This window comes from Streptomyces marinisediminis (genome assembly GCF_026262575.1).
In the GTDB taxonomy this organism is placed as follows: domain Bacteria; phylum Actinomycetota; class Actinomycetes; order Streptomycetales; family Streptomycetaceae; genus Streptomyces; species Streptomyces marinisediminis.
The window spans coordinates 1-22,948 of the sequence record NZ_JAPKFL010000019.1 but is presented as its reverse complement, the minus strand read 5'-3'; the positions used below and the strand labels follow the sequence as shown (position 1 = coordinate 22,948).

Annotated in this window: 22 protein-coding genes and 1 pseudogene; 9 read left to right on the top strand and 14 right to left on the bottom strand. The window is 75.7% G+C overall.

Features of this window, described 5'->3' with window-relative positions; translation table 11 throughout:
- Positions 1-286 precede the first annotated feature (286 nt).
- Positions 287-637 (top strand): WhiB family transcriptional regulator, encoded by a 351-nt coding sequence (locus OSB71_RS16615; protein ID WP_265948888.1) that lies wholly within the window; start codon positions 287-289, stop codon positions 635-637.
- Here the strand turns inward: OSB71_RS16615 and bagB are convergent.
- Positions 574-2,007 (bottom strand): ATPase BagB, encoded by a 1,434-nt coding sequence (gene bagB, locus OSB71_RS16610; protein WP_265948887.1) that lies wholly within the window; start codon positions 2,005-2,007, stop codon positions 574-576. The two genes, OSB71_RS16615 and bagB, sit on opposite strands and share 64 nt — an antisense overlap.
- Positions 2,004-3,101 (bottom strand): ATPase BagA, encoded by a 1,098-nt coding sequence (gene bagA, locus OSB71_RS16605; RefSeq protein WP_265948886.1) that lies wholly within the window; start codon positions 3,099-3,101, stop codon positions 2,004-2,006. Before bagA ends, bagB begins: the two co-directional genes overlap by 4 nt.
- Before the next feature lie 44 nt (positions 3,102-3,145).
- On the opposite strand from bagA, the gene sp36 reads away from it, so the two are divergent.
- The 4 genes from sp36 (at position 3,146) to OSB71_RS16585 (ending at position 5,984) form a co-directional block, all read left to right on the top strand.
- Positions 3,146-3,304: a Sp36 family protein gene (gene sp36 / locus OSB71_RS16600; RefSeq protein ID WP_086785308.1), complete on the top strand. Its 159-nt coding sequence runs from the start codon at positions 3,146-3,148 to the stop codon at positions 3,302-3,304.
- Positions 3,301-3,771, top strand: a complete 471-nt coding sequence (locus tag OSB71_RS16595; protein ID WP_265948885.1) for a RidA family protein — start codon at positions 3,301-3,303, stop codon at positions 3,769-3,771. Before sp36 ends, OSB71_RS16595 begins: the two co-directional genes overlap by 4 nt.
- A 54-nt stretch (positions 3,772-3,825) precedes the next feature.
- Positions 3,826-3,999: a hypothetical protein gene (locus OSB71_RS16590; RefSeq protein ID WP_265948884.1), complete on the top strand. Its 174-nt coding sequence runs from the start codon at positions 3,826-3,828 to the stop codon at positions 3,997-3,999.
- Between the two features lie 158 nt (positions 4,000-4,157).
- Positions 4,158-5,984: a S9 family peptidase gene (locus tag OSB71_RS16585; protein ID WP_265948882.1), complete on the top strand. Its 1,827-nt coding sequence runs from the start codon at positions 4,158-4,160 to the stop codon at positions 5,982-5,984.
- Here OSB71_RS16585 and OSB71_RS16580 read toward each other — a convergent pair.
- The 4 genes from OSB71_RS16580 to OSB71_RS16565 form a co-directional block, all read right to left on the bottom strand.
- The gene (locus OSB71_RS16580) at positions 5,905-6,732 is read right to left on the bottom strand and encodes an SURF1 family protein (protein WP_265948881.1); all 828 of its coding nucleotides are present in this window, start codon (positions 6,730-6,732) and stop codon (positions 5,905-5,907) included. The genes OSB71_RS16585 and OSB71_RS16580 overlap by 80 nt on opposite strands.
- A gap of 157 nt (positions 6,733-6,889) precedes the next feature.
- A complete protein-coding gene (locus tag OSB71_RS16575; RefSeq protein WP_265948880.1) occupies positions 6,890-8,251 on the bottom strand; it encodes a hypothetical protein in 1,362 nt (453 codons plus the stop codon).
- Entirely contained in the window at positions 8,248-8,877 is a 630-nt protein-coding gene (locus OSB71_RS16570; protein ID WP_265948879.1) for a SigE family RNA polymerase sigma factor, read from the bottom strand. The genes OSB71_RS16575 and OSB71_RS16570 overlap by 4 nt, the downstream gene beginning before the upstream one ends.
- Before the next feature lie 466 nt (positions 8,878-9,343).
- The gene (locus tag OSB71_RS16565; RefSeq protein WP_265948878.1) at positions 9,344-10,618 is read right to left on the bottom strand and encodes an aspartate kinase; all 1,275 of its coding nucleotides are present in this window, start codon (positions 10,616-10,618) and stop codon (positions 9,344-9,346) included.
- A 730-nt stretch (positions 10,619-11,348) separates the two neighbouring features.
- On the opposite strand from OSB71_RS16565, the gene OSB71_RS16560 reads away from it, so the two are divergent.
- Positions 11,349-11,753, top strand: coding sequence for a YunG family protein (locus OSB71_RS16560; RefSeq protein WP_323055301.1), 405 nt, complete (start codon positions 11,349-11,351; stop codon positions 11,751-11,753).
- A gap of 1 nt (position 11,754) precedes the next feature.
- Here OSB71_RS16560 and OSB71_RS16555 read toward each other — a convergent pair whose 3' ends face one another.
- The 4 genes from OSB71_RS16555 to OSB71_RS16540 form a co-directional block, all read right to left on the bottom strand.
- On the bottom strand, positions 11,755-12,948 hold the full coding sequence (locus OSB71_RS16555; protein ID WP_265948876.1) for a hypothetical protein: 1,194 nt from the start codon (positions 12,946-12,948) through the stop codon (positions 11,755-11,757).
- A complete protein-coding gene (locus tag OSB71_RS16550; protein ID WP_265948875.1) occupies positions 12,945-13,724 on the bottom strand; it encodes a hypothetical protein in 780 nt (259 codons plus the stop codon). Before OSB71_RS16550 ends, OSB71_RS16555 begins: the two co-directional genes overlap by 4 nt.
- The gene (locus OSB71_RS16545) at positions 13,724-14,542 is read right to left on the bottom strand and encodes a hypothetical protein (RefSeq protein WP_265948873.1); all 819 of its coding nucleotides are present in this window, start codon (positions 14,540-14,542) and stop codon (positions 13,724-13,726) included. The genes OSB71_RS16550 and OSB71_RS16545 overlap by 1 nt, the downstream gene beginning before the upstream one ends.
- A gap of 84 nt (positions 14,543-14,626) precedes the next feature.
- Entirely contained in the window at positions 14,627-15,217 is a 591-nt protein-coding gene (locus tag OSB71_RS16540) for a Uma2 family endonuclease (protein WP_265948872.1), read from the bottom strand.
- 189 nt (positions 15,218-15,406) lie between these two features.
- Between OSB71_RS16540 and OSB71_RS16535 the strand changes: the two genes are divergently transcribed.
- Positions 15,407-15,634, top strand: coding sequence for a DUF5133 domain-containing protein (locus OSB71_RS16535; RefSeq protein WP_265948870.1), 228 nt, complete (start codon positions 15,407-15,409; stop codon positions 15,632-15,634).
- A 24-nt stretch (positions 15,635-15,658) separates the two neighbouring features.
- Here OSB71_RS16535 and OSB71_RS16530 read toward each other — a convergent pair whose 3' ends face one another.
- The 4 genes from OSB71_RS16530 to OSB71_RS16515 form a co-directional block, all read right to left on the bottom strand.
- The gene (locus OSB71_RS16530) at positions 15,659-16,072 is read right to left on the bottom strand and encodes a hypothetical protein (protein WP_265948869.1); all 414 of its coding nucleotides are present in this window, start codon (positions 16,070-16,072) and stop codon (positions 15,659-15,661) included.
- A 311-nt stretch (positions 16,073-16,383) separates the two neighbouring features.
- Positions 16,384-17,115, bottom strand: a complete 732-nt coding sequence (locus OSB71_RS16525) for a DUF4097 family beta strand repeat-containing protein (protein ID WP_265948867.1) — start codon at positions 17,113-17,115, stop codon at positions 16,384-16,386.
- A 402-nt stretch (positions 17,116-17,517) separates the two neighbouring features.
- Entirely contained in the window at positions 17,518-18,156 is a 639-nt protein-coding gene (locus OSB71_RS16520; protein ID WP_265948866.1) for a DUF6328 family protein, read from the bottom strand.
- A 250-nt stretch (positions 18,157-18,406) separates the two neighbouring features.
- On the bottom strand, positions 18,407-18,844 hold the full coding sequence (locus tag OSB71_RS16515; protein ID WP_265948864.1) for an ATP-binding protein: 438 nt from the start codon (positions 18,842-18,844) through the stop codon (positions 18,407-18,409).
- 186 nt (positions 18,845-19,030) lie between these two features.
- On the opposite strand from OSB71_RS16515, the gene OSB71_RS16510 reads away from it, so the two are divergent.
- The gene (locus OSB71_RS16510) at positions 19,031-21,823 is read left to right on the top strand and encodes a helix-turn-helix domain-containing protein (RefSeq protein ID WP_265948862.1); all 2,793 of its coding nucleotides are present in this window, start codon (positions 19,031-19,033) and stop codon (positions 21,821-21,823) included.
- 823 nt (positions 21,824-22,646) lie between these two features.
- Positions 22,647-22,948, top strand: a pseudogene (locus tag OSB71_RS16505) (hypothetical protein); the annotation flags it as partial.

Sequence of the window (22,948 nt, the reverse complement as noted above, 5' to 3'; positions counted from 1 at the left end):
GGGTGGTTTGATCCCGGTTCTCACTCCTGTGGGTGATGAGAGCCGTCCGGATTGGCGGAATATGCCAGGCGACTTCGCGTCGCACCGCCGAAACCGGGGCGCGACGTGGGGTCACTCCGTTGGGTGATCTCCCAGGCACGCATAGTCCGATCGGACCATTCAAGATTGGGCCCGACGGGGGTGTTGTCGCTTGCTCGCATTCCGTAACGTCCTCAACTGGCGACGGTGCATATGCCGTTTGTCGCCGTGGGGGAGCCTCGATTTCGGGAGAGGACGGCACCAGCAAATGAGTAGCTGGGCAACCGACTGGAGTACGCAGGCCGCCTGCCGTACGACGGATCCGGATGAACTGTTCGTGCAAGGAGCGGCCCAGAACCGCGCCAAGGCGGTGTGCACCGGATGTCCGGTACGCACCGAATGCCTGGCCGACGCGCTGGACAACCGCGTGGAGTTCGGCGTCTGGGGCGGCATGACCGAGCGGGAGCGGCGGGCCCTGCTGCGCCGCCGGCCCATGGTCACCTCCTGGCGCCGCCTGCTGGAGACGGCGCGCGCGGAGTACGAGTTCGGGCGCGGCTACGCCGGGGCCGCCGCGGAGGTCTCCGCGCCGCCCGTGGACGTGACCGTCGCCGCGGGCTGACACGCCAGGCGGGCGCCGATGTCGCGCAGCCCCGCGAGGTCGTGGACGTCGCCCGGCAGCGCGGCCACCTGAGCCACCGGCACCTCGGGGTGCAGGGCGGCGAAGCGGTCCCGCATGCGCCGCTCGCGGGTGAGCACCCGCATGCGTTCGGCGTGCAGCCTCAGCAGCCCCGCGGCCAGCGCGTCGACCTCCCCCGCGCCCCGGCCGCCGGAGCCGGGCCCGGTGTCGTCGGTGTCGTCGGCACCCTCGGAGCCGGGCCCGCCGCGGCCGGGCTCCCCGGCGGTGTCGGCGGCGGCGGCACCGGCGTCCGCGCCGGCCCCGTCCCGCTCCCCGTCCGCCTCCCCAGCGCCGTGCGCGGGCCGTTCGCCGTCCGGGTCCGGCTCGCCGTCCGGGTCCGGCTCCGTCAGCGCCTCGGCGGCGGCCAGCGCGCGTTCGGCGCTGAGCTGGGCGGCCGCGCTGCCGTGCACCCGGTTCAGCACCAGACCGGCCAGCGGCATCCGGTCGGCGTGCAGCCGCTCCACGAAGTACGCGGCCTCGCGCAGCGCGTCGCGTTCGGGCGCGGCGACGACGAGGAACGCGGTGCCGGGGTCCTGGAGCAGCCGGTAGGTGGCGTCGGCCCGCTTACGGAAGCCGCCGAACATGGTGTCCATCGCGGCGACGAACGTCTGCACGTCGCGGAGCATGCCCGCGCCGAGCAGCTTGCCGAGCGCGCCGGTCACCATGGACACGCCCGTCATGCCGAGGCTGAAGACCTTGAGCCCGGCCCGCCCGCCGGCCTTCGCTGGGGCGGCCAGGACGCGCACGAAGCGGCCGTCGAGGAAGGAGCCGAGGCGGCCGGGGGCGTCCAGGAAGTCCAGCGCGGAACGGCTGGGCGGGGTGTCGACGACGACGAGGTCCCACTCGTCGCGCGCCGCGAGCTGACCCAGCTTCTCCATCGCCATGTACTCCTGCGTCCCGGCGAAACCGGCCGACAGCGACTGGTAGAAGGGGTTCCGCAGGATCGCGCGGGCCCGCTCCCCGTCCGCGTGCGCCTCGACGATCTCGTCGAAGGTGCGCTTCATGTCCAGCATCATCGCGTGCAGCTCGCCGCCCTCGGCGGTGTCGATGCCGGGCACCCGGCGCGGGGTGTTGTCCAGCTCCGTCAGGCCCATCGACTGCGCGAGTCGGCGCGCCGGGTCGATGGTGAGGACGACGACGCGCCGGCCGCGCTCGGCCGCGCGGAGGGCGAGGGCGGCGGCCGAGGTGGTCTTGCCCACGCCGCCCGCACCGCAGCAGACGACGATGCGGGTGGCCGGGTCGTCCAGCAGCGGGTCGGTCTCCAGCACGGGACCGGGGCGGGGGCCCTGCGGCTGTGCGGCGGACGGGGTCATGCCCGGCCTCCTTCGCTCTCGCGCGTGCTCGCGTGCTCCGTCGTGCCGTGGTGCGCCGTGCCGTGGTCCGCCGTGGCGTGCTGCGCCCCGTGGTCCGTCCTTCCGTGGTCCGTCATGCCGCCGACGCCCTGGGCGCGCAGCGCGGCCGCCAGCTCGTAGAGCCCGGCCAGGTCGACGCCGTCCCACAGCAGCGGCAGTTCGCGGGTGGGCAGGCCGAGCCCGGCGATGGCCGCCCGCTGTCCGGCCTCCAGGGCCAGGCGTTCGGCGTGCTCCCTGGCCTGGTCCAGCAGCGGCGCCACCAGGCGGTGCGCCCGGCCACCGCGCCGCGCCCCGCCCAGCCCGGCCGCCGCGAGGGACTGCGCCAGCTCGGCGCGGGCGCCGTCCGCCCGGGCGACGTCGTCCGCGTCCAGCAGGGCGGGACGCGCCAGGTTGACGACGACCGCGCCCACCGGGAGCCCCGCGCCGCGCAGCTCGGCCACGCCGTCCACCGTCTCCTGCACCGGCATCTCCTCCAGCAGCGTCACCAGGTGCACGGCCGTCTCCGGGGACTTCAGCACCCGCATGACCGCCTGCGCCTGGTTGTGCACCGGGCCGACGCGGGCCAGCCCGGCGACCTCGCTGTTGACGCCGAGGAAGCGGGTGATGCGTCCGGTGGGCGGCGCGTCCATGACGACGGCGTCGTAGGAGAACGGTCCGCCGGCGCTCTCCCGGCGGCGCACCGCCTCGCACGCCTTGCCCGTCAGCAGCACGTCCCGCACGCCGGGGGCGATGGTGGTGGCGAAGTCGATGGCGCCTATCCGGCGGAGCGCGCGCCCGGCGGAGCCGAGCTTGTAGAACATCTGCAGGTAGTCCAGCAGCGCCTTCTCCGCGTCGATGGCCAGCGCGTACACCTCGCCCCCGCCCGGGGCGACGGCGATCTTGCGCTCCTCGTACGGCAGCGCCTCCGTCTCGAAGAGCTGGGCGATGCCCTGACGTCCTTCCACCTCCACCAGCAGCGTGCGCCTGCCCGCGTCCGCCAGGGCGAGCGCGAGTGCGGCGGCGACCGTCGTCTTGCCCGTGCCGCCCTTGCCGGTGACCACATGCAGCCTGCTCACCCTGGGAGCGTATCCAGTGCGCCCCAGCCATTACCCTCAAGGCCATGACGAAGTGGGAATACGCCACTGTGCCGCTGCTGGTACACGCGACGAAGCAGATCCTGGACACCTGGGGCGAGGACGGCTGGGAGCTCGTCCAGGTCGTGCCCGGACCGAACAACCCCGAGCAGCTCGTGGCCTACCTGAAGCGGCCCAAGCCGTGACGGCCTCCCGGGTCGAGGCGCGCCTGGCCGAGCTGGGCCTGACGCTGCCGGAGGTGGCCGCGCCGCTCGCCTCCTACGTGCCGGCCGTGCGGACCGGGCGCTACCTCCACACCGCCGGGCAGCTCCCGCTGGTCGACGGCGCCCTCCCGGCCACCGGCAAGGTGGGCAGCGAGGTCTCCCCCGAGCAGGCCAAGGAGCTGGCCGCGCGCTGCGCGCTGAACGGGCTGGCCGCGATCAAGTCCGTCTGCGGCGACCTGGACCGGGTCGTGCGCGTGGTGAAGGTCACCGGCTACATCGCCTCCGCGCCGCACTTCACCGGCCAGCCCGGCGTGCTCAACGGCGCGAGCGAACTGCTGGGCGAGGTTTTCGGCGAGGCGGGCGTCCACGCCCGCAGCGCGGTCGGCGTCGCCGTCCTCCCGATCGACGCCCCGGTCGAGGTGGACTTCCAGGTCGAGCTGGCGGACTGAGCCACCCGGCGGGGTCCGCGGGGCCCCGCCACTTCTCGGAAGGGAGCGGCGCGGATGGCCGCCGGCGTGCTCCTGCCGCTGTGGGGGGCGGCCGTGCTCGGCGCGGGCGTCGCCGTCGCGGCGTCATTCCTCGTGGACCGGGGCAAGCGGCGCGGCTGCCTCCTCACCTCCCTGCCGCTCCTGGTGACGCTGGCGGTGCTGCCGCTCGCCGCGCTCCTCGCGGGGTGAGGCGGCGCCCGCCTCACCCCGCCCGGCCGCTCCGGCCGTCGCCCCGGCCCGGCGGCTCTTCCGCCCCGGCCGCCCCTGCTCCCCGCCGCCCCGGCCGTCGCGTCCCCGCCTCCCGCCGGGGGCGTCGCGGCCCCGGCGGGATCGGGGAGGATGGGGGGATGAGTGATGTGGACGGGATGCCGGAGTGGGAGAAGCGGTTCCGAGCGGCTCGGGTGGGACTGCCGGAGTGGGCGCTGGACGCGCCGCAGCGCTGCCTGTTCGTGTCGAACGCGACGGGCACGTACGAGCTGTACGCGTGGGACCGCGACACCGGTGAGCAGCGGCAGGTGACGAAGCGGCCCAACGGGACCACGGACGGCACGCTCACGCCCGACGGGGCGTGGGTGTGGTGGTTCGACGACACCGACGGCGACGAGTTCGGCGTCTGGCGGCGGGAGCCGTTCTCCGGAGGCGGTCCGGCCGAGCCCGCCGCGCCCGGGCTGGCGCCCGCCTACTCGGCCGGGCTCGCGCTCGGCCGGGACGGCACGGCCGTGGTGGGACGGTCCACGGACGCGGACGGCACGACGCTCCACGTGGTGCGGCCGGACGGGTCGGAGCCGGTGGAGATCTACCGGCACCGGGAGTCGGCCGGGGTGGGCGACCTGAGCCACGACGGCGCCCTCGTGGCCGTCGAGCACACCGAGCACGGGGACGCGATGCACTCGGCGATCCGGGTCGTGCGCACGGCGGACGGGACGGCCGTCGCGGAGCTGGACGACACCCGGGGCGGCACCGAGGAGCTGGGCCTGTTCGTGATGGGGTTCGCCCCGGCGGCGGGCGACACCCGGCTGCTCGTCGGGCACCAGCGGCGCGGACGCTGGGAGCCGATGGTGTGGGACCCGGCCACCGGCGAGACGCGGGAGCTGCCGATCGACCTGCCCGGTGACGTCGGCGCCGAGTGGTACCCGGACGGCGACGCGCTGCTGGTCGTGCACAGCTACCGGGCGCGCAGCGAGCTGTGGCGCTACGAGCTGGGGAGCGGCGCGCTGGCGCGGGTGGAGACGCCGCCCGGGTCGGTCTCGGGCGCGACGGCGCGGCCGGACGGCAGCGTGGAGTACCTGTGGTCGTCGGCCGCCGAGCCGCCCGCGGTGCGTTCGACCACGGGCGCGGTGGTGCTGGACCCGCCGGGCCTGAAGGCCCCGGGGTCGCGCCCGGTGGAGGACGTGTGGGTGGACGGGCCGGGCGGGTCCGTGCACGCGCTGGTGCAGCGTCCGACCGGGCACGGCACCGGGCCGCTGCCCACCGTGTTCGAAATCCACGGGGGGCCGACCTGGCACGACAGCGACGCGTTCGCCGCGCAGCCCGCCGCCTGGCTGGACCACGGGTTCGCCGTCGTCCGCGTCAACTACCGGGGCTCGACGGGGTACGGGCGGGCGTGGACGGACGCGCTCAAGCACCGCGTGGGCCTGATCGAGCTGGAGGACATCGCGGCGGTGCGCCGGTGGGCGGTGGACTCCGGGCTCGCCGACCCCGACCGGCTGGTGCTGGCCGGGGCGTCCTGGGGCGGCTACCTCACCCTGCTGGGCCTGGGCACGCAGCCGGAGGCGTGGGCGGTGGGCCTGGCCTCCGTCCCCGTCGCGGACTACGTCAGCGCCTACCACGACGAGATGGAGGCTTTGAAGGCGATGGACCGCACGCTGCTGGGCGGGACGCCGGAGGAGGTCCCGGAGCGGTACGCGGCCTCCTCGCCGCTGACGTACGTGGACCGGGTGCGGGCACCGGTCTACATCGCGGCCGGGGTCAACGACCCGCGCTGCCCCATCCGCCAGGTGGAGAACTACGTCGACCGGCTGGCGGCCCGCCGGCACCCGCACGCGGTGTACCGGTACGACGCCGGGCACGGCTCGCTGGTGGTGGCCGAACGCGTCAAGCAGGTGGGGCTGGAGCTGCGGTTCGCTCTGGAGCGGCTGGGGATGCCGGTGGAGGAGGGTCTTCCCCGGTTGTGAGGCCCAGCTCCGCGTCCCGGGCGACCTCCACCTCGCGGCGCAGGAAGCGGAACCACATGAACACCGCGAAGCCGGCGAAGACGAACCACTCGGCGGTGTAGCCCAGGTTCTGGAACGCCTTCATGTCCAGCCCACTGCCCTTCGGGGCGGTGGGCGGGACGGCGCGCAGCCCGTCGGCCGGCTCGGGCACGGTGAGCCAGGCGTCGTGCACCGGGTACGGCACCAGGTTGACCAGGGTGGCGGCGCTGATGGCGCCGAGCTGGCCGTCCGGCAGTCCGCTCGCCCCGCCGCTTTCCGACGCCTGGAGCGCCCCGGTCACCCGGACCTGGCCGCTCGGCGGGGGCGGCACCCGCGCGGCGTCGGGCTCGCCGGGCAGCCAGCCGCGCACGACGGGCACCGCGCGCTCCCCGGGCGCCTGGGGCCGCAGCAGGCTGAGGACGTAGCTGCCGGACTCGTCGTCCAGCCGTCGCCCGGGGACGAGGAACTGGCGGTCGGCGGCGGTGTCGTAGCGACCGGAGACCTCGGCCGTGCGCCCGAAGGTCTCCTTGGTCACCGGCAGCAGCGAGGCCAGCGGCACCGCGTCCTCGGCGGCGGTCCGCTCGGCGCGCGCCTTGCCCTCCTGGTGGGAGTCCACCCGGTCCTCGAAGCGGCCGAGCTGCCAGCTTCCCATGAAGAGGCAGAAGGGCACGGCGAGCACGAGGAAGACGTTGAGCGCCCACCACCGGGGTGTCAGCAGGAACCGGTACACGCCCCCACGGTACTGGGGCGAATCCGGCACCCGGGACGCGCCCCGCGCCGAGAGGCCCGCACCGGCCCCGCGCGCACCGTGCGCGGGGCCGGTGCGGTCCGGCGCGCGTGTGGCGGTACGGGGCGCGATGCCGTGCGCTGGCGCGAGGGCGGGGGCGCTACTGGACCGGCAGGACGCCGGTGCGGTAGACCGTGCCCGCGCAGACGTCGTCCAGGTGCGCCAGTGGCGCGTCCGGCCCCCCGGCGGCGGGGGTGTAGCGCAGGACGACGGCGGTCGCCGCGCCCTCGCCGTCGTCCGTCCGGCCGCCGCTGCCGCCGGAGTCGGAGTGGGGGCTCAGACCGGACGCCTCCTGGGCGGCCGGGGCGGACTCGCCGTCCGTGCCGCTCGGCGGCTGCTCGGTGCCGCCGGTGCCGGTGGGGTGGTCCTGACCGCCCTCGCCACCGGGACCACCGGAGCCCGCGGACCCGCCGGTGCCACCGGTGGTGCCGGAGCCCCCGGTGCTTCCCGAGCCGCCGGAACCGCCGGAGCCCCCGGTGCCGCTGCCGGACGTGGTCCCGCCCTCGGACGGCTCGGGCTCCGGACGCGGGTCCGCCGGCCGCTCGGGCGCCGGGCAGCCACCCGCGCCGCGCGTGGTGTCCGGCAACCAGGCGAACCGCACCTGGAAGGACTCGCCCGGCCGCAGGATCAGCTCGTCGGGCACGCCGACGGGGCTGGGCAGGCCCTGGGCGCGCCCGCCCTCGGTGTGGTCCAGCACGGTGACGGCGCTCGCGTCGGCGGAGCCCTGCGCGGCGGCCGTCAACTGGTCGGCGGAGCCGGAGACGCGGCAACTGTCGCCGGAGACGTTGGTGAAGGTGAACCCCCCGTAGCGGGCGCCCGTGGGGTCCGGGTCGCCGACCCTGGCCGCGGCCTCGCCGAGCTGGTCGCGCAGGCACAGCGGGGAGGAGGCGCCCAGGTCGGCGGTGTCGTCCGGGGACGGGGAGCCGCCCTGCGAGGGCTCGGTCGATCCCGTGCCGCCGCGCTCGGCGCCCTCGGTGCCCTGGCCGCCGCCCGCTCCGCCCGCGTCCTGCCCCGTGGCGTCCCGGCCGCCGTACGGCTCCTCGGCACCGTTGCCGTCGGCGCTGTGCGCGCTCTCGCCGCGCTCGCCGCCGCCGAGCGGGCTGGGCACGACACCGGTGGTGAACGCGGGCACCGCGACGGCGCCGACCAGCACGGCGGCGGCCAGCCCGACGCCGACGTGCCGCCGGCGGGCCCGGCGGGCGGGCACGGCCCGGCGCAGGTGGTCCAGGCTGCCGGCGGACGGTTCGAGGTCGCGCACCGCGTCCCGCAGCAGCCGGCGCAGGGCCTCCTCGTCGCCGGGCGGCTCGGGGGCCGCGTGTGCCGTGCCCGGCGCGGCGGGGGCCGGGCCCGGGCCGCCGGGCTCGGCGTCGGCGGGGCTCGCCCCGGGCAGCGGGCGCGTGTCGCGCTCGCCGTGCGGTCCGTCGGGTCCGTGCGGGGCGCCGGTGCCCCGTTCCGTCGTCATGCCGGGTTCTCCATCGCGACGCGCAGGGCGGCGATGCCGCGCGATCCGTAAGCCTTGACCGAGCCGCGGGATATGCCCAGCGTCTGGGCGACCTGCTCCTCGGTCATGTCCGCGAAGTAGCGCAGGACCAGCACCTCGCGCTGGCGCCGCTGGAGCCCGCGCATGGCGCGCTTGAGCTCGTCGCGCTCCAGCGCCTCGTAGGCGCCCTCCTCCGCGCTCGCGGCGTCCGGCATCGGCTTGGCCAGCACCTTCAGGCCCAGGATGCGGCGGCGCAGGGTGGAGCGGGAGAGGTTGACGACGGTCTGACGCAGGTAGGCGAGCGTCTTGTCCGGGTCCTTGACGCGCCTGCGGGCGGAGTGGACGCGGATGAACGCCTCCTGCACCACGTCCTCGCAGGAGGCCGTGTCGTCCAGCAGCAGCGCCGCGAGGCCGAGCAGCGAGCGGTAGTGGGTGCGGTAGGTCTCGGTGAGGTGGTCGACGGAGGTTCCCACGGCGGGCGCGTCGTCAGCGTCGGCCGCGTGCGGCTGCACCGGCACGGCCGTGCCGCGTCGCGAGGCCGCCGGCCAGGGTGCGATCACCGGGATGCCCCCACGCGGGGGCGCTGTCGTCGTGAGAACCGTTGCCACGCCAGTTGGACACGTTGCCCCCCGTCAGGGTTGTACGCCCCCGGCGCCGTTTCTGACGACGCGCCGAACGCCCCCATGCGTACCGCCTCTTCCTCGCTACCCCGCCCTGCGCCCGCCGCCACGGTGGTGGTCCGGGAGACGCGGCCTGCCGCCCGTCGGTTGCGGGGGCACGGAAATCTTCGGCCAGTGGCAGATTGAGATCAAGTCACAACCACCACAACTTGATCACAACCGCCGCACATAGCGCGTCAATCCGGTCATCGCAGGTGAACTTCGGCGCACGTGGTCCGGATAGCGGACAGCCCGCCCGGCGCCGGAGGGCGGGGCCGACCTCGCGGTCGGCCTCCTCCTCGGGCACCGGGCGGGCTGTCCGGTGAGCGGATGTGCGGGAAACGGGAAAGCGGCCGGGGCGTCCGGCCACGGCGGCGGCCGGCGGTACCGGCCGCCCGCGGCGGCGGTGCCGCCGTCAGCGGCCCGTGCCGCCGTAGACGACGGCCTCGTCCGAGTCGCTGTCGAGCCCGAACGCGGTGTGCACCACGCGCACCGCCTCGTTGACGTCGTCCGCGCGGGTGACGACGGAGATGCGGATCTCCGAGGTGGAGATCAGCTCGATGTTCACCCCGGCGTTGGACAGCGCGTCGAAGAACGTCGCCGTCACACCCGGGTTCGTCTTCATGCCCGCGCCGACGAGCGAGATCTTCGCGATCTGGTCGTCGTAGCGCAGCGAGTCGAAGCCGATGCTCTCCTTGCGCTTCTCCAGCGCGTCGATCGCCCGCTTGCCGTCCGTCTTCGGCAGCGTGAAGGAGATGTCCGTCAGGCCCGTGGACGCGGCGGAAACGTTCTGCACCACCATGTCGATGTTCAGCTCGGCGTCGGCGACGGCGCGGAAGATGGCCGCGGCCTCACCTGGCTTGTCCGGGACTCCGACGATCGTGACCTTGGCCTCGGAGGTGTCGTGTGCCACGCCCGAGATGAGCGCCTGCTCCATCGGATCGTCCCCTGTTCGCGGTTCGTTGCTGACCCACGTGCCGGGCAGGCCGGAGAACGACGAGCGGACGTGGATCGGGATGTTGTAACGGCGTGCGTACTCCACGCACCGGTGCAGCAGCACCTTCGAGCCGGAGCTGGCCAGCTCCAGCATGTCACCGAAGGAGATCCAGTCGATCTTCCTGGCCTTCTTCACCACCCGCGGGTCGGCGGTGAACACGCCGTCGACGTCGGTGTAGATCTCGCACACCTCGGCGCCGAGCGCGGCGGCCAGCGCCACCGCGGTGGTGTCGGACCCGCCCCGGCCGAGCGTGGTGATGTCCTTGCTGTCCTGGGAGACGCCCTGGAAGCCGGCGACGATGGCGATGTTGCCGTCGTCGAGCGCCGCCTGGATGCGGCCGGGCGTGACGTCGATGATCCGCGCCTTGTTGTGCACGGAGTCGGTGATCACACCGGCCTGGCTCCCGGTGAAGGACTGGGCTTCGTGACCGAGGGATTTGATCGCCATGGCCAGCAGGGCCATGGAGATGCGCTCTCCGGCGGTCAGCAGCATGTCGTACTCACGCCCCGAGGTGATCGGAGACACCTCGCTGGCGAGATCGATCAACTCATCCGTCGTGTCGCCCATCGCCGAGACCACCACGACCACCTGGTGGCCGCGCTGCTTCGCCTCGACGATCCGCTTGGCGACGCGCTTGATGCCCTCTGCGTCGGCAACGGAGGAGCCGCCGTACTTCTGCACGACTAGGCTCACGTGCGCTCCTCGTTTCTCGGTCTCACCGGACCCGTTCGCCGGGGCCCTGGTCGGCTCATTTTATCGAGCGGGCCACGTCCGGCCTCCCGGACCCGCATCCTGAGACGCGGCGGCACCCACCCAGCGACGACCCCTGCCCGGTTCACGCGAACCCACACGGGAACGTGCGGTACCTCACACCAGCCGCGCCGCGGCCCCTCCCCCGGCGGGCGCGTTCCGGCCGCGCCGGGCCGTCCGGGGCGCTCCGGCCGCGCCCGGCCGTCCGGGGCGCTCCGGCCGCGCCGCCCCTGACGTGGCCCGGCCGCCTCGCCCCGGCGCCCCTCCTCCGGTGGCTCCGCTCCGTGGAGGGCTGCTTCGTGGGCGCTGCTCCGTGGGGGGGGGGGGCTGCTCCGGTGGCTCTACCCGGCGGCCCTGCTCCGACCGCCTGCCCCGTGGGGGCCTCCGGCCCCACGGGCCGAGGCCGCACCGCTCCGGCGGCACCGGGACCGGCCGGTGCCGGTTCGACCGGTGCCGGTTCGGCCGGTGTCGGGAGTCGGCCGTGCCGGGCCGGTGTCAGTGGGGGCTGGGACGCTGGGCGTCATGACTCCCACTCCGCAGGACGCCGGGCCGGACGGCTCCGGTGCGCAGCACGCCGAGCCGCAGCCCGCCGGGCAGCAGGGCAGCGGGCCGGGCGGCTCCGCGCCACGGGGATCGGGGTCGGCGGGGGGCCGGGCCGTTGACGTTGGGGGCGTTGGAGGCCGCCGTCCGGGCGAGCTGGGCCGCCGACACGTGCTGCCCCTCCGACCTCACCCGCATCCCCTGGACGCCGCGGAACCCGGCGTGGGGCCACTGCGACGTCACCGCGCTCGTCGTGCACGACCTGCTCGGCGGCGCACTGGTGCGCGGGGAGGTGTACGGCCCCGGGGGCGCCTGGGAGGGCTACCACTGGTGGAACCGGCTGCCCAGCGGGCTGGAGCTGGACCTCACCCGGGAGCAGTTCCGCCGGGGCGAACGGGTGACGGACGGCGCCCCGGTCCCCCGTCCGCCCGGACGGCCGCGGCGCCGGGCCGCCGAGTACGAGCGCCTGCGGGAACGCGTCGCCGCCCGCCTCGCCGGGCGGCCCGGAGCGCCCGCGCCGCCCGGCGGACCGGCTTGAGTCAGCTCAGGAGCTGCGCCTGGAGGATCACCGTCTGCTGGAACGGCACGTCCCCGGCCCCGCCCTCCCCGGTCTGCACGACGACGCCGACGGTGTCACCCGCGAGGACGTACGCCATGCGGCTCTGCTCGGTGCCGTAGGGCTCGCGCTCCTCGTAGGGGGTGATCGTGACCGTCTCCAGCCGGGCGTCGAGGGCCGCCCACTCCTGGTCCACCCGCAGGGCGGCGCCGTCGGAGAGGGCGTTCCACGGCTGTGTGCCGTCGCGCAGCATCTCCCGCTCGAAGCTCTGCGCCACCGCACCGGTGTTGAAGCGCAGCAGGTGGACGCTGGTCCGGGTGCCGTCCGGCATGACCCACCCGCGGGCGGCGATGTGCCGGGGCGGGTCGCTGGCCAGCCGGGCGTCGATGTCCGCCGTGATGGCGGAGCTGCTGAAGAGGTCCATGAAGGACCCCTGGTCGACCCAGCCGCCCTCCAGCGGCGGCAGCTCCTCGTGCGCCTCGGCGCCCCGGGGCGCCGGGAGCACCAGGTCCCGCAGGTCGGCGTGGTGGACCCGGGCGACGTTGGCGTCCTCGAAGGGGAGCGGTGAGCCGGAAGGCAGCGCCGGCAGCGTCAGCTTTGGGTAGTCCCAGCGGCCGTCGTGCTCGGTGGCCAGGCCCGGCACGTCCGTGCGCTCGGGCAGGGTGAGCCCGTAGCCGACGCCCCCGGCCAGCGCCGCGCAGACGAGCGCCGCGGACCCCCACCGCAGGGCCGTGCGCCAACGAGCGGGCCCGGGCTCCGTCCCGCGCCCGGTCGCGGTCGCGGGCTCCGGCTCGGACACGGGCTCGGGCTCCGTCGCGCCCTCGGGCTCGGACACGGTCGCAGACCCGGACGCGGGCTCGGGCCCGCGCTCGGCTCCGGGCTCGGACGCGGACGCGGGCTCAGGCTCGGGCTCCGTCGCGCGCTCGCGCTCGGGCTCGGTCGCAGAGCCGGGCTCGGATTCGGTCGTGGTCGCGCGCTCGGGTTCGGCGGGGGCGGACGGCGGCTCGGCGGCCGGCCCTCCCGGGGCCGCGTCCGCGCTCGCCGCGGCCGCGTCCGCCTCCGCGGGCGACGCGGGGTCCACCGCGGTGGCGGCCGGGGCGACCGGGGTCTCGGTCACCGCGGCGTCCGGAGCGTCGGCGTCCGGAGCGCTCGGGGTGGGGGCGGTGGTGTCCGTCATACGTACTCTCCCGGGGACGCGACGCGGTCGAGCTGCCGCGCGAGCATGTCGGTCACGAGCTGGTGGTCCATCGGTCGGCTGCCCACCGCGTTCAGCGTCACCATGAACCCGTCCAGTCCCGCCAGGCAGCGGACGATGTCCATGCCGAGGTCGGGTTCGTCGACGACCAGGCAGCGGGCGTCCTCGTACCCGTCGACCGCGGGGCCCTCGCGCATCCCGGGTGTGCTTTCCAACTCCGTGGCGACGAGGTCCGCGAGGACCGGTGCCGCGTCCTCCTCCCCCAGCTTGACGAGGATGGCCTGCACGGTCAGCCGTCCGTCGTCGCCGCTGTAGCTGCGCATGGCCGAGCCCTGGAGCCGCAGGTCGTCGAGAAACGCCTTGTACACGCGGCGCAGCTCCGGGTCCTCCGCTCCGCCGTAGGCCACCTCGTGCTCGGTCGCGCGCTCCCTGTCCAGTTCGACGTCGTTGGGCAGGTGGCCGAAGTCCGGGCCGGGCCGGAAGTCCTCCGGCACCGGGAGCAGCAGGCGGCGCAGCCCCTCACCGGCGTCGCGGCTCCGCCCGTCGTCCAGGCCGGCCGCCTCCGCCGTACCGACCACGGTGGTGGGCGAGGTGCGGTCGGCGCCCGCGAGCGTGACGGCGGTGTGGGTGGCCCCGCCCGCGCCGGCGAGGAGTGCCAGTGCGGCGGTCACGGTGGCGGGCGTCAGCCACCGCCTGCGCCGGGACGGGGCGGTGCCGGGCGTCGGGCCCTTCTCGGGGTTCGTCTCCGGAATGCTCATCACAGGCGCTCCAACTGGCGCTCGGCCAGCTCTCTCACGAAGTCGATGTCGACCGGGTCGGGGGCGGCGACACTGATCTGCACCACCACTCCGCCGCGGCGGGCCACGGCCTCGCCCGCGTACACCGGCCCGGTCAGCTCGTTGCCGGCGTCCGTTCTGTAGACCCGGACGTTCCCGTCCTCCATGCCCGGGATGCTCATGCTGGTCTCGTCGTGGGAGGGGAAGTAGGGCTGGATGGTCTCGCTGTACGCCCGTGAGTCGTGGGCGCGGTCGTCGTGGAACTGGAGCAGGGAGACGGAGACGTAGACGTCCTCGCCTTCCAGCCACGCCGTCTCCGCCTGGCGGCGGAAGGAGCTCCCGACGAGGAGTTCGAACATCGCCTCGGCGTCCCTGTACTTCGCCGCGTGGGCCCACGGGGAGGTCCAGCTCCGCTCGGAGCGGCCCGGCGGTGTCCGTGCGTCCTTCGGCTTGTCCAGCAGGAGCTCGCTCAGGTCGCCGTCGGTCCGGACCCGGCGGTCCTCCTCGGGCGTCAGCGGCTCGGGCCCCTCCCCCTCGGACAACGGCTCCTGCGGATAGGCGAGTCCGGGCTGCGCCAGGGGCGGCAACGGGGTGGGCGGGCGCTCGGCCTGGACGGTGTAGCCCCCGGCGACGCCGCCCACGAGGCCGAGCAGGACGGCGCAAGCGATCAGCAGCGCGGTGGGGACGCGGCGCCGCCCGGTGCCCGCTACCGGCGCGGACGCGTCCGGCGGTGCGGGAGAGGGGGGCGGGTTTGACGCCGGAGCCGAGGCCGACAGCGCCTCGGGTGGCTGGCTTTGCACAAACGCTCCTTGAGGTGATGACCTTGTCGGAGCGCTGACAAGCCGACCGGCGGAGGGGTTGCCCCCGCCGGCATCACGATCGGGTCACGCGCCGCGGCGACCGTGGCGGACTGCCGTCAGATCGATGTGCAGGTCGAACGGGACGGTGGTCTTCAGCTCGTCGTGGTGGATGCCGGTCAGCGCGTAGCTGCGCGGGGCCGGGTCGAGCTCGTAGACGTAGACGACGGGACGGTCGTCGACGTTCTCGACGCGCCAGAAGTGCGGGATGCCCGCCGCCGCGTACTTGGCGGGCTTGATGCCGCGGTCGCGCACCTCGGAGTCCGGGGAGACCACTTCGACGGCGAGGAGGACGTCCTCGGGGGCGAACGTGGTCTGCTTGAGGTCCCGCAAAGCCTCCGCCCGCACGACGAGGATGTCCGGCTCGGGCCGGTCGCGCCGGGACAGCGTCACCGTCATCTCCCGGTAGACGTCGACCTCGCTTGGCAGCGCCTGCAGCAGTGACGACTGCAACAGGTACATGACCCGGTCGTGGAAGGCGGTCTGCGGACTCACGAGTACGAGGCTCCCGTCGATCAGCTCCGTGTGCGGGGGCAGATCCGGAAGGCGGTCGAGGTCCTCGGCGGTGTAGCCGCCCTGCGGCGGCCTGGGCCACCGGTACTCGGGTTCGGTGCTCATCACTGCTCCCATGGCCGCATCTTCGCCTGCCTCCTGAGCGTACCCAGGGCGTCCGGCCAGAGCATCACCCCAACGAGCGATCACTGCCGGAATGAAGAAACGGTTTACGGGACGGGCTTTCGGTGGGCATGCCGGGCGGGTGGCCGGGTAGCCGGGTCAGCGAAGGATGTTGAGCGAAGGAGAAACACCGTGCTGATGGCTCACCCCGTGATCCTGCGCAACCTGGTGGAGCAGTACGAGACGCTCGCCGTCCTGCACGCCGAGGACGGTGGCGCCGGTGTGCGCCAGCGCATGGAGGACCTCGCCTACTCGCTGTGCGTGGCGACCGGCACGCGGGACGTGGACAGCGCCCTCGTCGCGGCCCGGCACGGGCTCCCCGGCGCCCGCGTCCAGGACGACTCGCTGCTGACGGCGTAGGGGCCGCGCTCGCGGTCCATACGGCTAGCGCCGCAGCCCGCAGCGGTCGAGGAGCGAGAAGCGGGCCGCGCGGCGCTGGACGGTGACCGGTCGGCGGCGCGGGCCGACCCGTCTGGCCAGGCCCGCACCCTGCACACGCCGGCGCAGGGCCGCCGCGAACGGCTCGCCCGTGCGCCGCAGGCAGACCAGCTCGTACCGCTCGGGGTGGCCGGTGCCGGTGTCGAGCAGGCCGAGCCGCAGCCGCACGTAACGGGCGCTCGGTGAGGTGGCGCTGACGCTGAGCACCGTCTCGTACGGGATGCGGGTCACCCGCTTCCGGTCTTCCCACACGATCCCGTCCGGTGCGCACCGGACGGTGACGCCGTTGGCGCGCAGTTCCGGCGCGTCGGTGGCCCGGTCGGTGGCCGCCTTCGTCTCCGTCGGCGCAGTCGTCGTCATGGTCGCAGCCCCCTTTCCCCTGTGGACTCCGACTCTCCCCGCTCACCGCTCCGGGCACCATGCCCGTGCCGGGCCGATCGCGGCGACGGTGTTTTGCCGGGTTCCGGCAAGCACCGCCGGACGCGGGCCCAGTCGTCGGCACGCCGCCGAGGCGAGCCCGTCCCGGCGGGTGCCCGGGCAGCGCGTTGCGGCGTTCCACCGGACAGCGCACCGCGCCGGCGCACCGGGGGGGCCGACGTTCCACGTGAAACCACGCCGACCGTGCGGACGAGCGGACGGACGGACGAGCGGGCAGGCGGGCTCACGTCCCGTCACGAAGCCGTGTCGACGGTGATACCGCCGTTGCTGGTGGTCAGGTCGAGGTGGTACTCGGCGTCCGTCGACTCCGTGACGGCGAGGTCCGTGGCGCCGTTGGCGGTCTTCGTGGAGACGCGGTAGGGCTCGTTCGGCACGGTGAGGTCGATGGTGCCGTTGCTGGTCTCCGCCCGCACGTCCTGCGGGGCGCTGACGGTGAGGGCGATGGCCCCGTTCGAGGTGCGCGCCCGGATGCCGCCCCCGGCGAGGTCGCGGCCCTCGATGCGTCCGTTCGTGGTGGTGGCCTCGACGCTCCCGGTGACGCCGTCGAGCTCGATCCGCCCGGAGGTGGTGCGCACCTCGACGTTCCCGACGCCGCCCAGTGTGATGCGTCCGGCGGTGGCGCTGCCGGTGACCGGGAGGCCGGCCGGGAGGTCCACGGTGTACGCCACCGAGCAGTCGTTCCCGCAGCCACCGAGCAGCAGCACGCCGTCCTCGACGCGGTGCGTCGCTCCCGGCCGGTCGCCCGCGTGCCGCACGGTGCGCTCGACGGTGGCCCCCCGGGCGTCCTCGCTCCCCCGCAGCTCCACCGAGCCCGAGTCGACGTCCAGCCGGACGGCGGTGATGTCGCCGGCGGCGAAGCTCTCGTCCTGGAACGTCGAGCGCGGCCCGACGTCGCAGGCTCCGAGGGTGAGGGCCGCGACGCCCGCCGCCGTGAGGACGCCGAGGGCACGGATCGGGGCGCGCATGGGGTTCTCCTGTCGCTGACTGCGGTGAGCGCGGTCCCGGCCTTCCGGCCGACCGCACCGGCGACGCTACGGAGCGCCACGGCCGACCGGCCATGGGGCTACCCCCCGCGCTCGCCTCGGGCTTCCCGCCCCGTCGCGCGGAGCGCCGTGGAGAACGAGCCCGACGGCCGGGCGGCGAGCCCGGCCGCTGAACGGCGACCGCCGCACGCCGCCCGCAGCGCGAGGCGGGTGGCGAGCGGGCGGAGTTGCGGCGCGGCGGAGCGGCGGTGTCACGGGGTGGCCGTCACGCGGGCCCCGCCGCGGGCGGCCGGTGCCGGAGGACAGCCGCCCGCCGGACGGCGCGGGGCGGCGGGGCGACGCACGCGGTGCGCCCGCGCACGCCCGGCCGCCCCCGGGGCACCGCTACGGCAGGGCCGTCGCCGGCGGGTGCGCGGGGTGCCGGCGGGACTCCTCGGAGTGCGCCGCGGCCGGCACGGTCGCCGTGCCCACCGTGCGGCGGACGGCGCGCCGGTGCAGCCACAGCGGCAGCAGGTACCAGCACGCGGCGAACCACAGCATGACGCCGCCGACGATCAGGTGCGCGACGAGGCCGGGGAGCACCACGTCCAGGATCAGCATCAGCGAGGCGCCGATGGTGAGGGCGAGCAGGACCAGACCGCAGGTCATCAGGCGTCCGGCGATGCGCACCACCTCGTCCTTCATCCGTTTGCCGGTGAGGCAGCGGTGGATGGAGACGGGGGCGATGAGCGCGGCGGCGGCCAGCGCGCCGAGGACGACGGTGACCACGTACGTCGCGTGTTCCACCGGTCCCAGGGTGGCGAACCGGGCGGTGAAGGCGATGCCGAGCAGGAAGCCCAGGAGGATCTGCACACCCGTCTGGGCGACGCGGGTCTCCTGGAGGAGCTCGGCCCACTTGCGGTTGATCTGGGCACGGGGGCTCTCGGGCGGCTCGTCCGGTCTGTGCTGGGGGGCGGGGGGCGCGGGGCGGGCCGACACGTCCCCTTCGGGTGGCGCGGTCGTGGTCTGCTCGGTCCTGCTCATGAGTGGCTTCCTCCGCTGGGCACTGCGTCGTCGGGGCGTACCCGGGGGCGGCGGGGGCCACGCGGACAAGCGTCCTTTCGTGGCGGCACTGCGCCAGCCGGCGGAGCCGGTCGGCCCGGGCGGGCGGAGTACCGGGTAGGGGCGGCGTGGCGGCTTGCGCGCCGTGTGCCGCGACGGGCGGCCCGAGGGCTCCCGGCCGGGCCGCGCGGTCAGCCGCGGCGGCGGGTGCGCCGCCCCGCGTGGGGGCGCGTCACAGGGCCAGGTCGGCGACCATCGTCGTGCCCTCGGGGCCCAGCCGGACGGCGGTGCGGGCGGCGTGCGCCTCGACGAGTGCCAGGCCGCGGCCGCACTCGGCGTACTCGGCGTCCGGGTCGCGGTGGGGCGCCGGGCAGAGCTGCCAGCGCCCGCCGTCGCGGACCTCGACGCGCAGGACGTCCTCGGCAAGCTGGAGCCAGAGGGTGACATGCGGGCTTCCGCTGTGCAGGATGACGTTCGTGACCAGCTCGGTGACCACCACGCCCAGCGCGTCGTGGACGTCTTCGGACAGGCTCCACCGCTGCGCCGTCGTCCTGGCGAAACGCCGTAGGACCGGTGCGGCGGCGGGCGTCACCGGCAGCGTGCACAGCGCCCGGTCCGGCGCGGCCCACTCCGTCTCCGTGGGCGGCTGCTGGTGCTCTGCGGTGATCATGCGGCTCTCCTGCACGCTTGGTCCGCGGCCCGTAGCTGGTTGCCCCAAGGGGCGCGAGTCTCGGAACCCTCGTGACACCACGGTCGGCGGCACTCCACCAGGAGAACAATCAGTGCCGTCGGAAGTACGGATACGCAAAGAAAGCGGAAACCCCTGATGGACGCGGCGGGGAACAGCTCGGTTACGGTGCGTGAGCCCGCGTGGGCGGGGCGGCTGCGGTGGGCGCTGACGGCGCTGGCCCGCGAACCGCTGCTCGTGCTCGTCGCGGGCGCGGCCGGCACCGGCAAGAGCCACCTGACGCAGCGGCTGCTGGAGCACCCCGAGACCCGCCGCGCCGCGGCTCGGCTGCACTGGGCGTACGGCCCCGCGGGGCACGGCACGCCGCCCGAGGAGCTGCCCGAGGGCGACGCGCCGGTGCTGCTGGTGGTGGAGGACGTGCACCGGGCGGCCCCCGAGGAGCTGGCGCGCCTGCGCGGCCTGCTGGCCCGTCCGCGCCCCGGGCTCGCGGCCGTCGTCACCTACCGGCCCGAGGAGCTGGCCGCGCCGGAGCTGCCGTTCGGTGCGCCCGTCGACTACCCGTCCGGGCTGACCGTGCTCCGGCACCGCGTGGAGCCGTGGACGCCGGAGCAGGTCCGGCAGGCGGCGAGCGCCGCGCTGGGCGCCGAGTGCTGCACCCCGGAGGCGGTGGACCGGCTGTGGAGGCGCTCCGGCGGCGTCGCCCAGGTGGTGCTGGACCTGCTGGCCGTGGTACGGGACGCCACGCCGCGGCGCTGCACCGCCGCCGAGGTGGACGCCGCCGGGGTACCGGTGCGGCTGGCCGAGCGGGCGCTCGGGCGCACCGCGGCACTCGCGCCGGAGCACCGCCCCGTGGTGTGGGCGGCGGCCGTGCTGGGCGAACCGGCGACCGGCGCCGAGCTGACCGCCGTCGCCGGGCTGGCCCCGGAGCAGGGCCGCGCGGCGCTGGTGGCGGCGCTGGCGGGGGCCGCGCTGGCGGAGGTCGCGGAGCCGGGCGCGGAGGGGGACGACGCGTGCGGCCACGGCGGGTGCGGCGGCAGCGGACGGTACGGGTTCGCGGTGCCGCTGGCCGCGCGCGCGGTGCACCGGGCGCTGCCCGGACCCGTCCGCGAGGAACTGCACGGGCGCGCCGCGGACGTGCTGGCCGGGCGGCAGCCGGTGCCGTGGCCGGCGCTCGCGCAGCACCGGCGCGCCAGCGGCCGGGTGCGGCCGTGGCTGCGCGCGGTGGAGCAGGCCGCGCGGCAGGCGGCGGACGCCGGCCGGCACCAGGAGGCGATCGGCCTGCTGGAGCGGACGCTCGCCTCCCCCGCCGTGCCGCCCACCGCCCGCGCGCGGCTGGCCCCGATGCTGGCGCGCAGCGCGGTGGTCGGGCTGCGGTCGGACCAGACGGTGGAGGTGCTGAGCCAGGTCGTCGAGGACGAGGCGCTGCCCGCGGCCGTGCGCGGGGAGCTCCGCCTCGACCTCGGTCTGCTGCTGTGCAACCAGGTGGGCCGGGGCTCGCAGGGGTGGGGCGAGCTCGAACGGGCGGCCGCCGAGCTGCGCACCGGCAGGCCGGACCTGGCCGCGCGCGCCATGTCGGCGCTGGCCATGCCGTACTGGCCCGGCGCGACGCTGGCGACCCACCTGGAGTGGCTCGCGGGCGCCGAGGAGGCCGCCGCCGACAGCGGTGAGGAGCTGGTGCGCACCGCCGTGCACGTCAACCGGGCGGGCGTCGCGCTCAGCTACGGCGACCCCCGGGGGTGGAAGCTCCTGGCCGACCTGCCCGCCGAACACGCCGACCGCCGGGTGCGGCAGCACGTCGCCCGCGGCCTGTGCAACGCCGCCGACTCGGCCGTCTGGCTGGGCCACTACGGCCGCGCGGAACGGCTGCTGTCCGACGGGCTCGCCCTGTGCAAGAAGAGCGGCGCGCCCTACACCGAGCAGACCGGGCTCGGCGCACGGCTGCTGCTGGAGTGGAACAACGGCCGGTGGGCGGGGCTCGCGGCCCGGTGCGAGGCGTTCGTCACCGCGACCGCCGACATGCCCGTCATCGCCGCCGACGCCCGCATGGTGCTGGGGCTGCTCAGCGTCGCGCAGGGCGAGTGGCGGCGGGCCGCCTCCTGGCTCACCGAGCAGACCGCGCCCACCACCGGCCACGCGGCGGCGCCGCTGGCCGCCGCCAGCTCGGGCGCGCTGGTCCGGATGGCCCTGGTGCGGCAGGACGTGGCCCAGGCCGCCGCCACCGCCCGCGACGCCTGGGACCGGCTCGCCGAGAAGGGCGTGTGGGTGTGGGCCGCCGACCTCGCGCCGTGGGCCGTGGAAGCCCTGTGCCACGCCGACGACCTCCCCGGCGCCCGCGCCATGGTCGACGCCTACGCCACCGGGCTCGACGGGCTGGACGCCCCCTGCGCGCACGCGGGGCTGGACTGGGCGCGGGCGGTGCTGGCCGAGGCGGACGGCGAACCGGCGCGCGCGGTGGAGCTGTACCGCGCGGCGTCCACCGCGTTCGAGCGGATGCCGCGCCCGTACGCCCAGGCCCTCACCGCCGAGGCGGCGGCGCGCTGCGTCCTGGAGGCCGGGGACGGACCGGAGCCCGGGGAGGACGCCGCGGACCGGCGGGGCGGCGACCGGGCGTGGGCGATCGCCGAACTCACGGCCTGCGCGGGGCGGCTGTCCGAACTCGGTGCCATGTGGGACGCCGCCCGGGCCCGCTCCGTGCTGCGTGCGCACCAGCCGCTGGAGGAACGCCGTCCGCCCGGCCGCCCGTCCTACGGCGCCCAGCTCTCGCCGCGCGAGCAGGAGGTGGCGGAGCTGGCCGGGACGGGGCTGACGAACAAGGAGATCGCCAGCACGCTGCACCTGTCGCCGCGCACGGTCGAGCAGCACGTCGCCCGCGCGATGCGCAAGCTGGGCACCGCCTCCCGCCAGGAACTGGCCACGGCCCGCGACGGCGCGGAGGGCACGGACACCACGGGCCGCCCCTGACCGGGCCGTACGGGCACGGCTGCCGGGCACGGGTCCGAAACCACTCGACCGCCCGGCCCCGGTGGACGCCGACACCCCGGCCGACGCGGTGCGGGGGCCGACCCGTCCCGGGCCCCGAGACCCGGCCGCCACGGACGAGCCCGAGCCACCGGGCCCGTCCCCCACGAGCCCACGCCACCGGTACCGCGCCCCCTCATCCGGAACCACCCCCGGAACCACGCCCGGGGCCGCCCCACCCCGCCCGGGGCCCGGCCCCGCGCCGCGCACGGCCCCCGCGCCGCGTCGGCCCGGGGTCCGGGCCCGGGGCCCGGCCCGCGCACAACCCGTTCCCAGCCCCGCGGGCGGGACTCACATCCGCAACCGCCGGACGCGTGCGCCCCCGCACGACCGTCCCGGGCGAACCCGCAGTTCAGGACTAGACCGCCACGCACCTCCCTGGCGTGGACCAAGCGCGCGGTTCACCGGGGTTAATTGGGTATCCGTAGGAGGGCGGTTCCGGATATACGCGTTCGACCGACGGCCGTAGGTTCCTGGCCACCGGTTGGTCGAACGTTCGCCCGAGGCGGGGGATTCGCCACTGACGCGCTTCGGCCGACCGGTGTCGTGCACGGGCACCGGGGGGAGTCGGGTGCCGGCCGGGGAACTCGAACAGGGTTCCGCGTGCAGGCACCGTGCGGTCCCGGCATCCGGGCACGAGTGCGGCGCATCCAGCGCACTCGTGACCGGCGCTCCCCCCGCTGCCCGACGCGCCCCTGGCCCCCCACGCCTCACCCCACAGCACCCTCTCCCCACCCCACCGGCCACGCGCACTGCCCGGCTTGTCATGAACCGCACCATCGCTGTCGGCCGCGACCACTTTCCGCGGCCGACCACGAAAGGCAGCACGTTGAACGGTTCCAGACCTCTGCGCATATCCCTGCTGGCAGTGACCACCGCGGCTCTGCTGGGCAGTGGTATCACCGCGTCCGTGGCCGCGCCCGCGGCGCCCGCGGCCACCCCGGCCGACACCGCGCCGGCCGCCGCGGCCGAGCGGCTGATCGTCGGCTACAAGACCCAGGCGGCCGAGGCGGCCTCGGACAGCGCCGCCGGCAAGGACGCCAGGAAGAAGGGCGAGAAGTCGGGCAA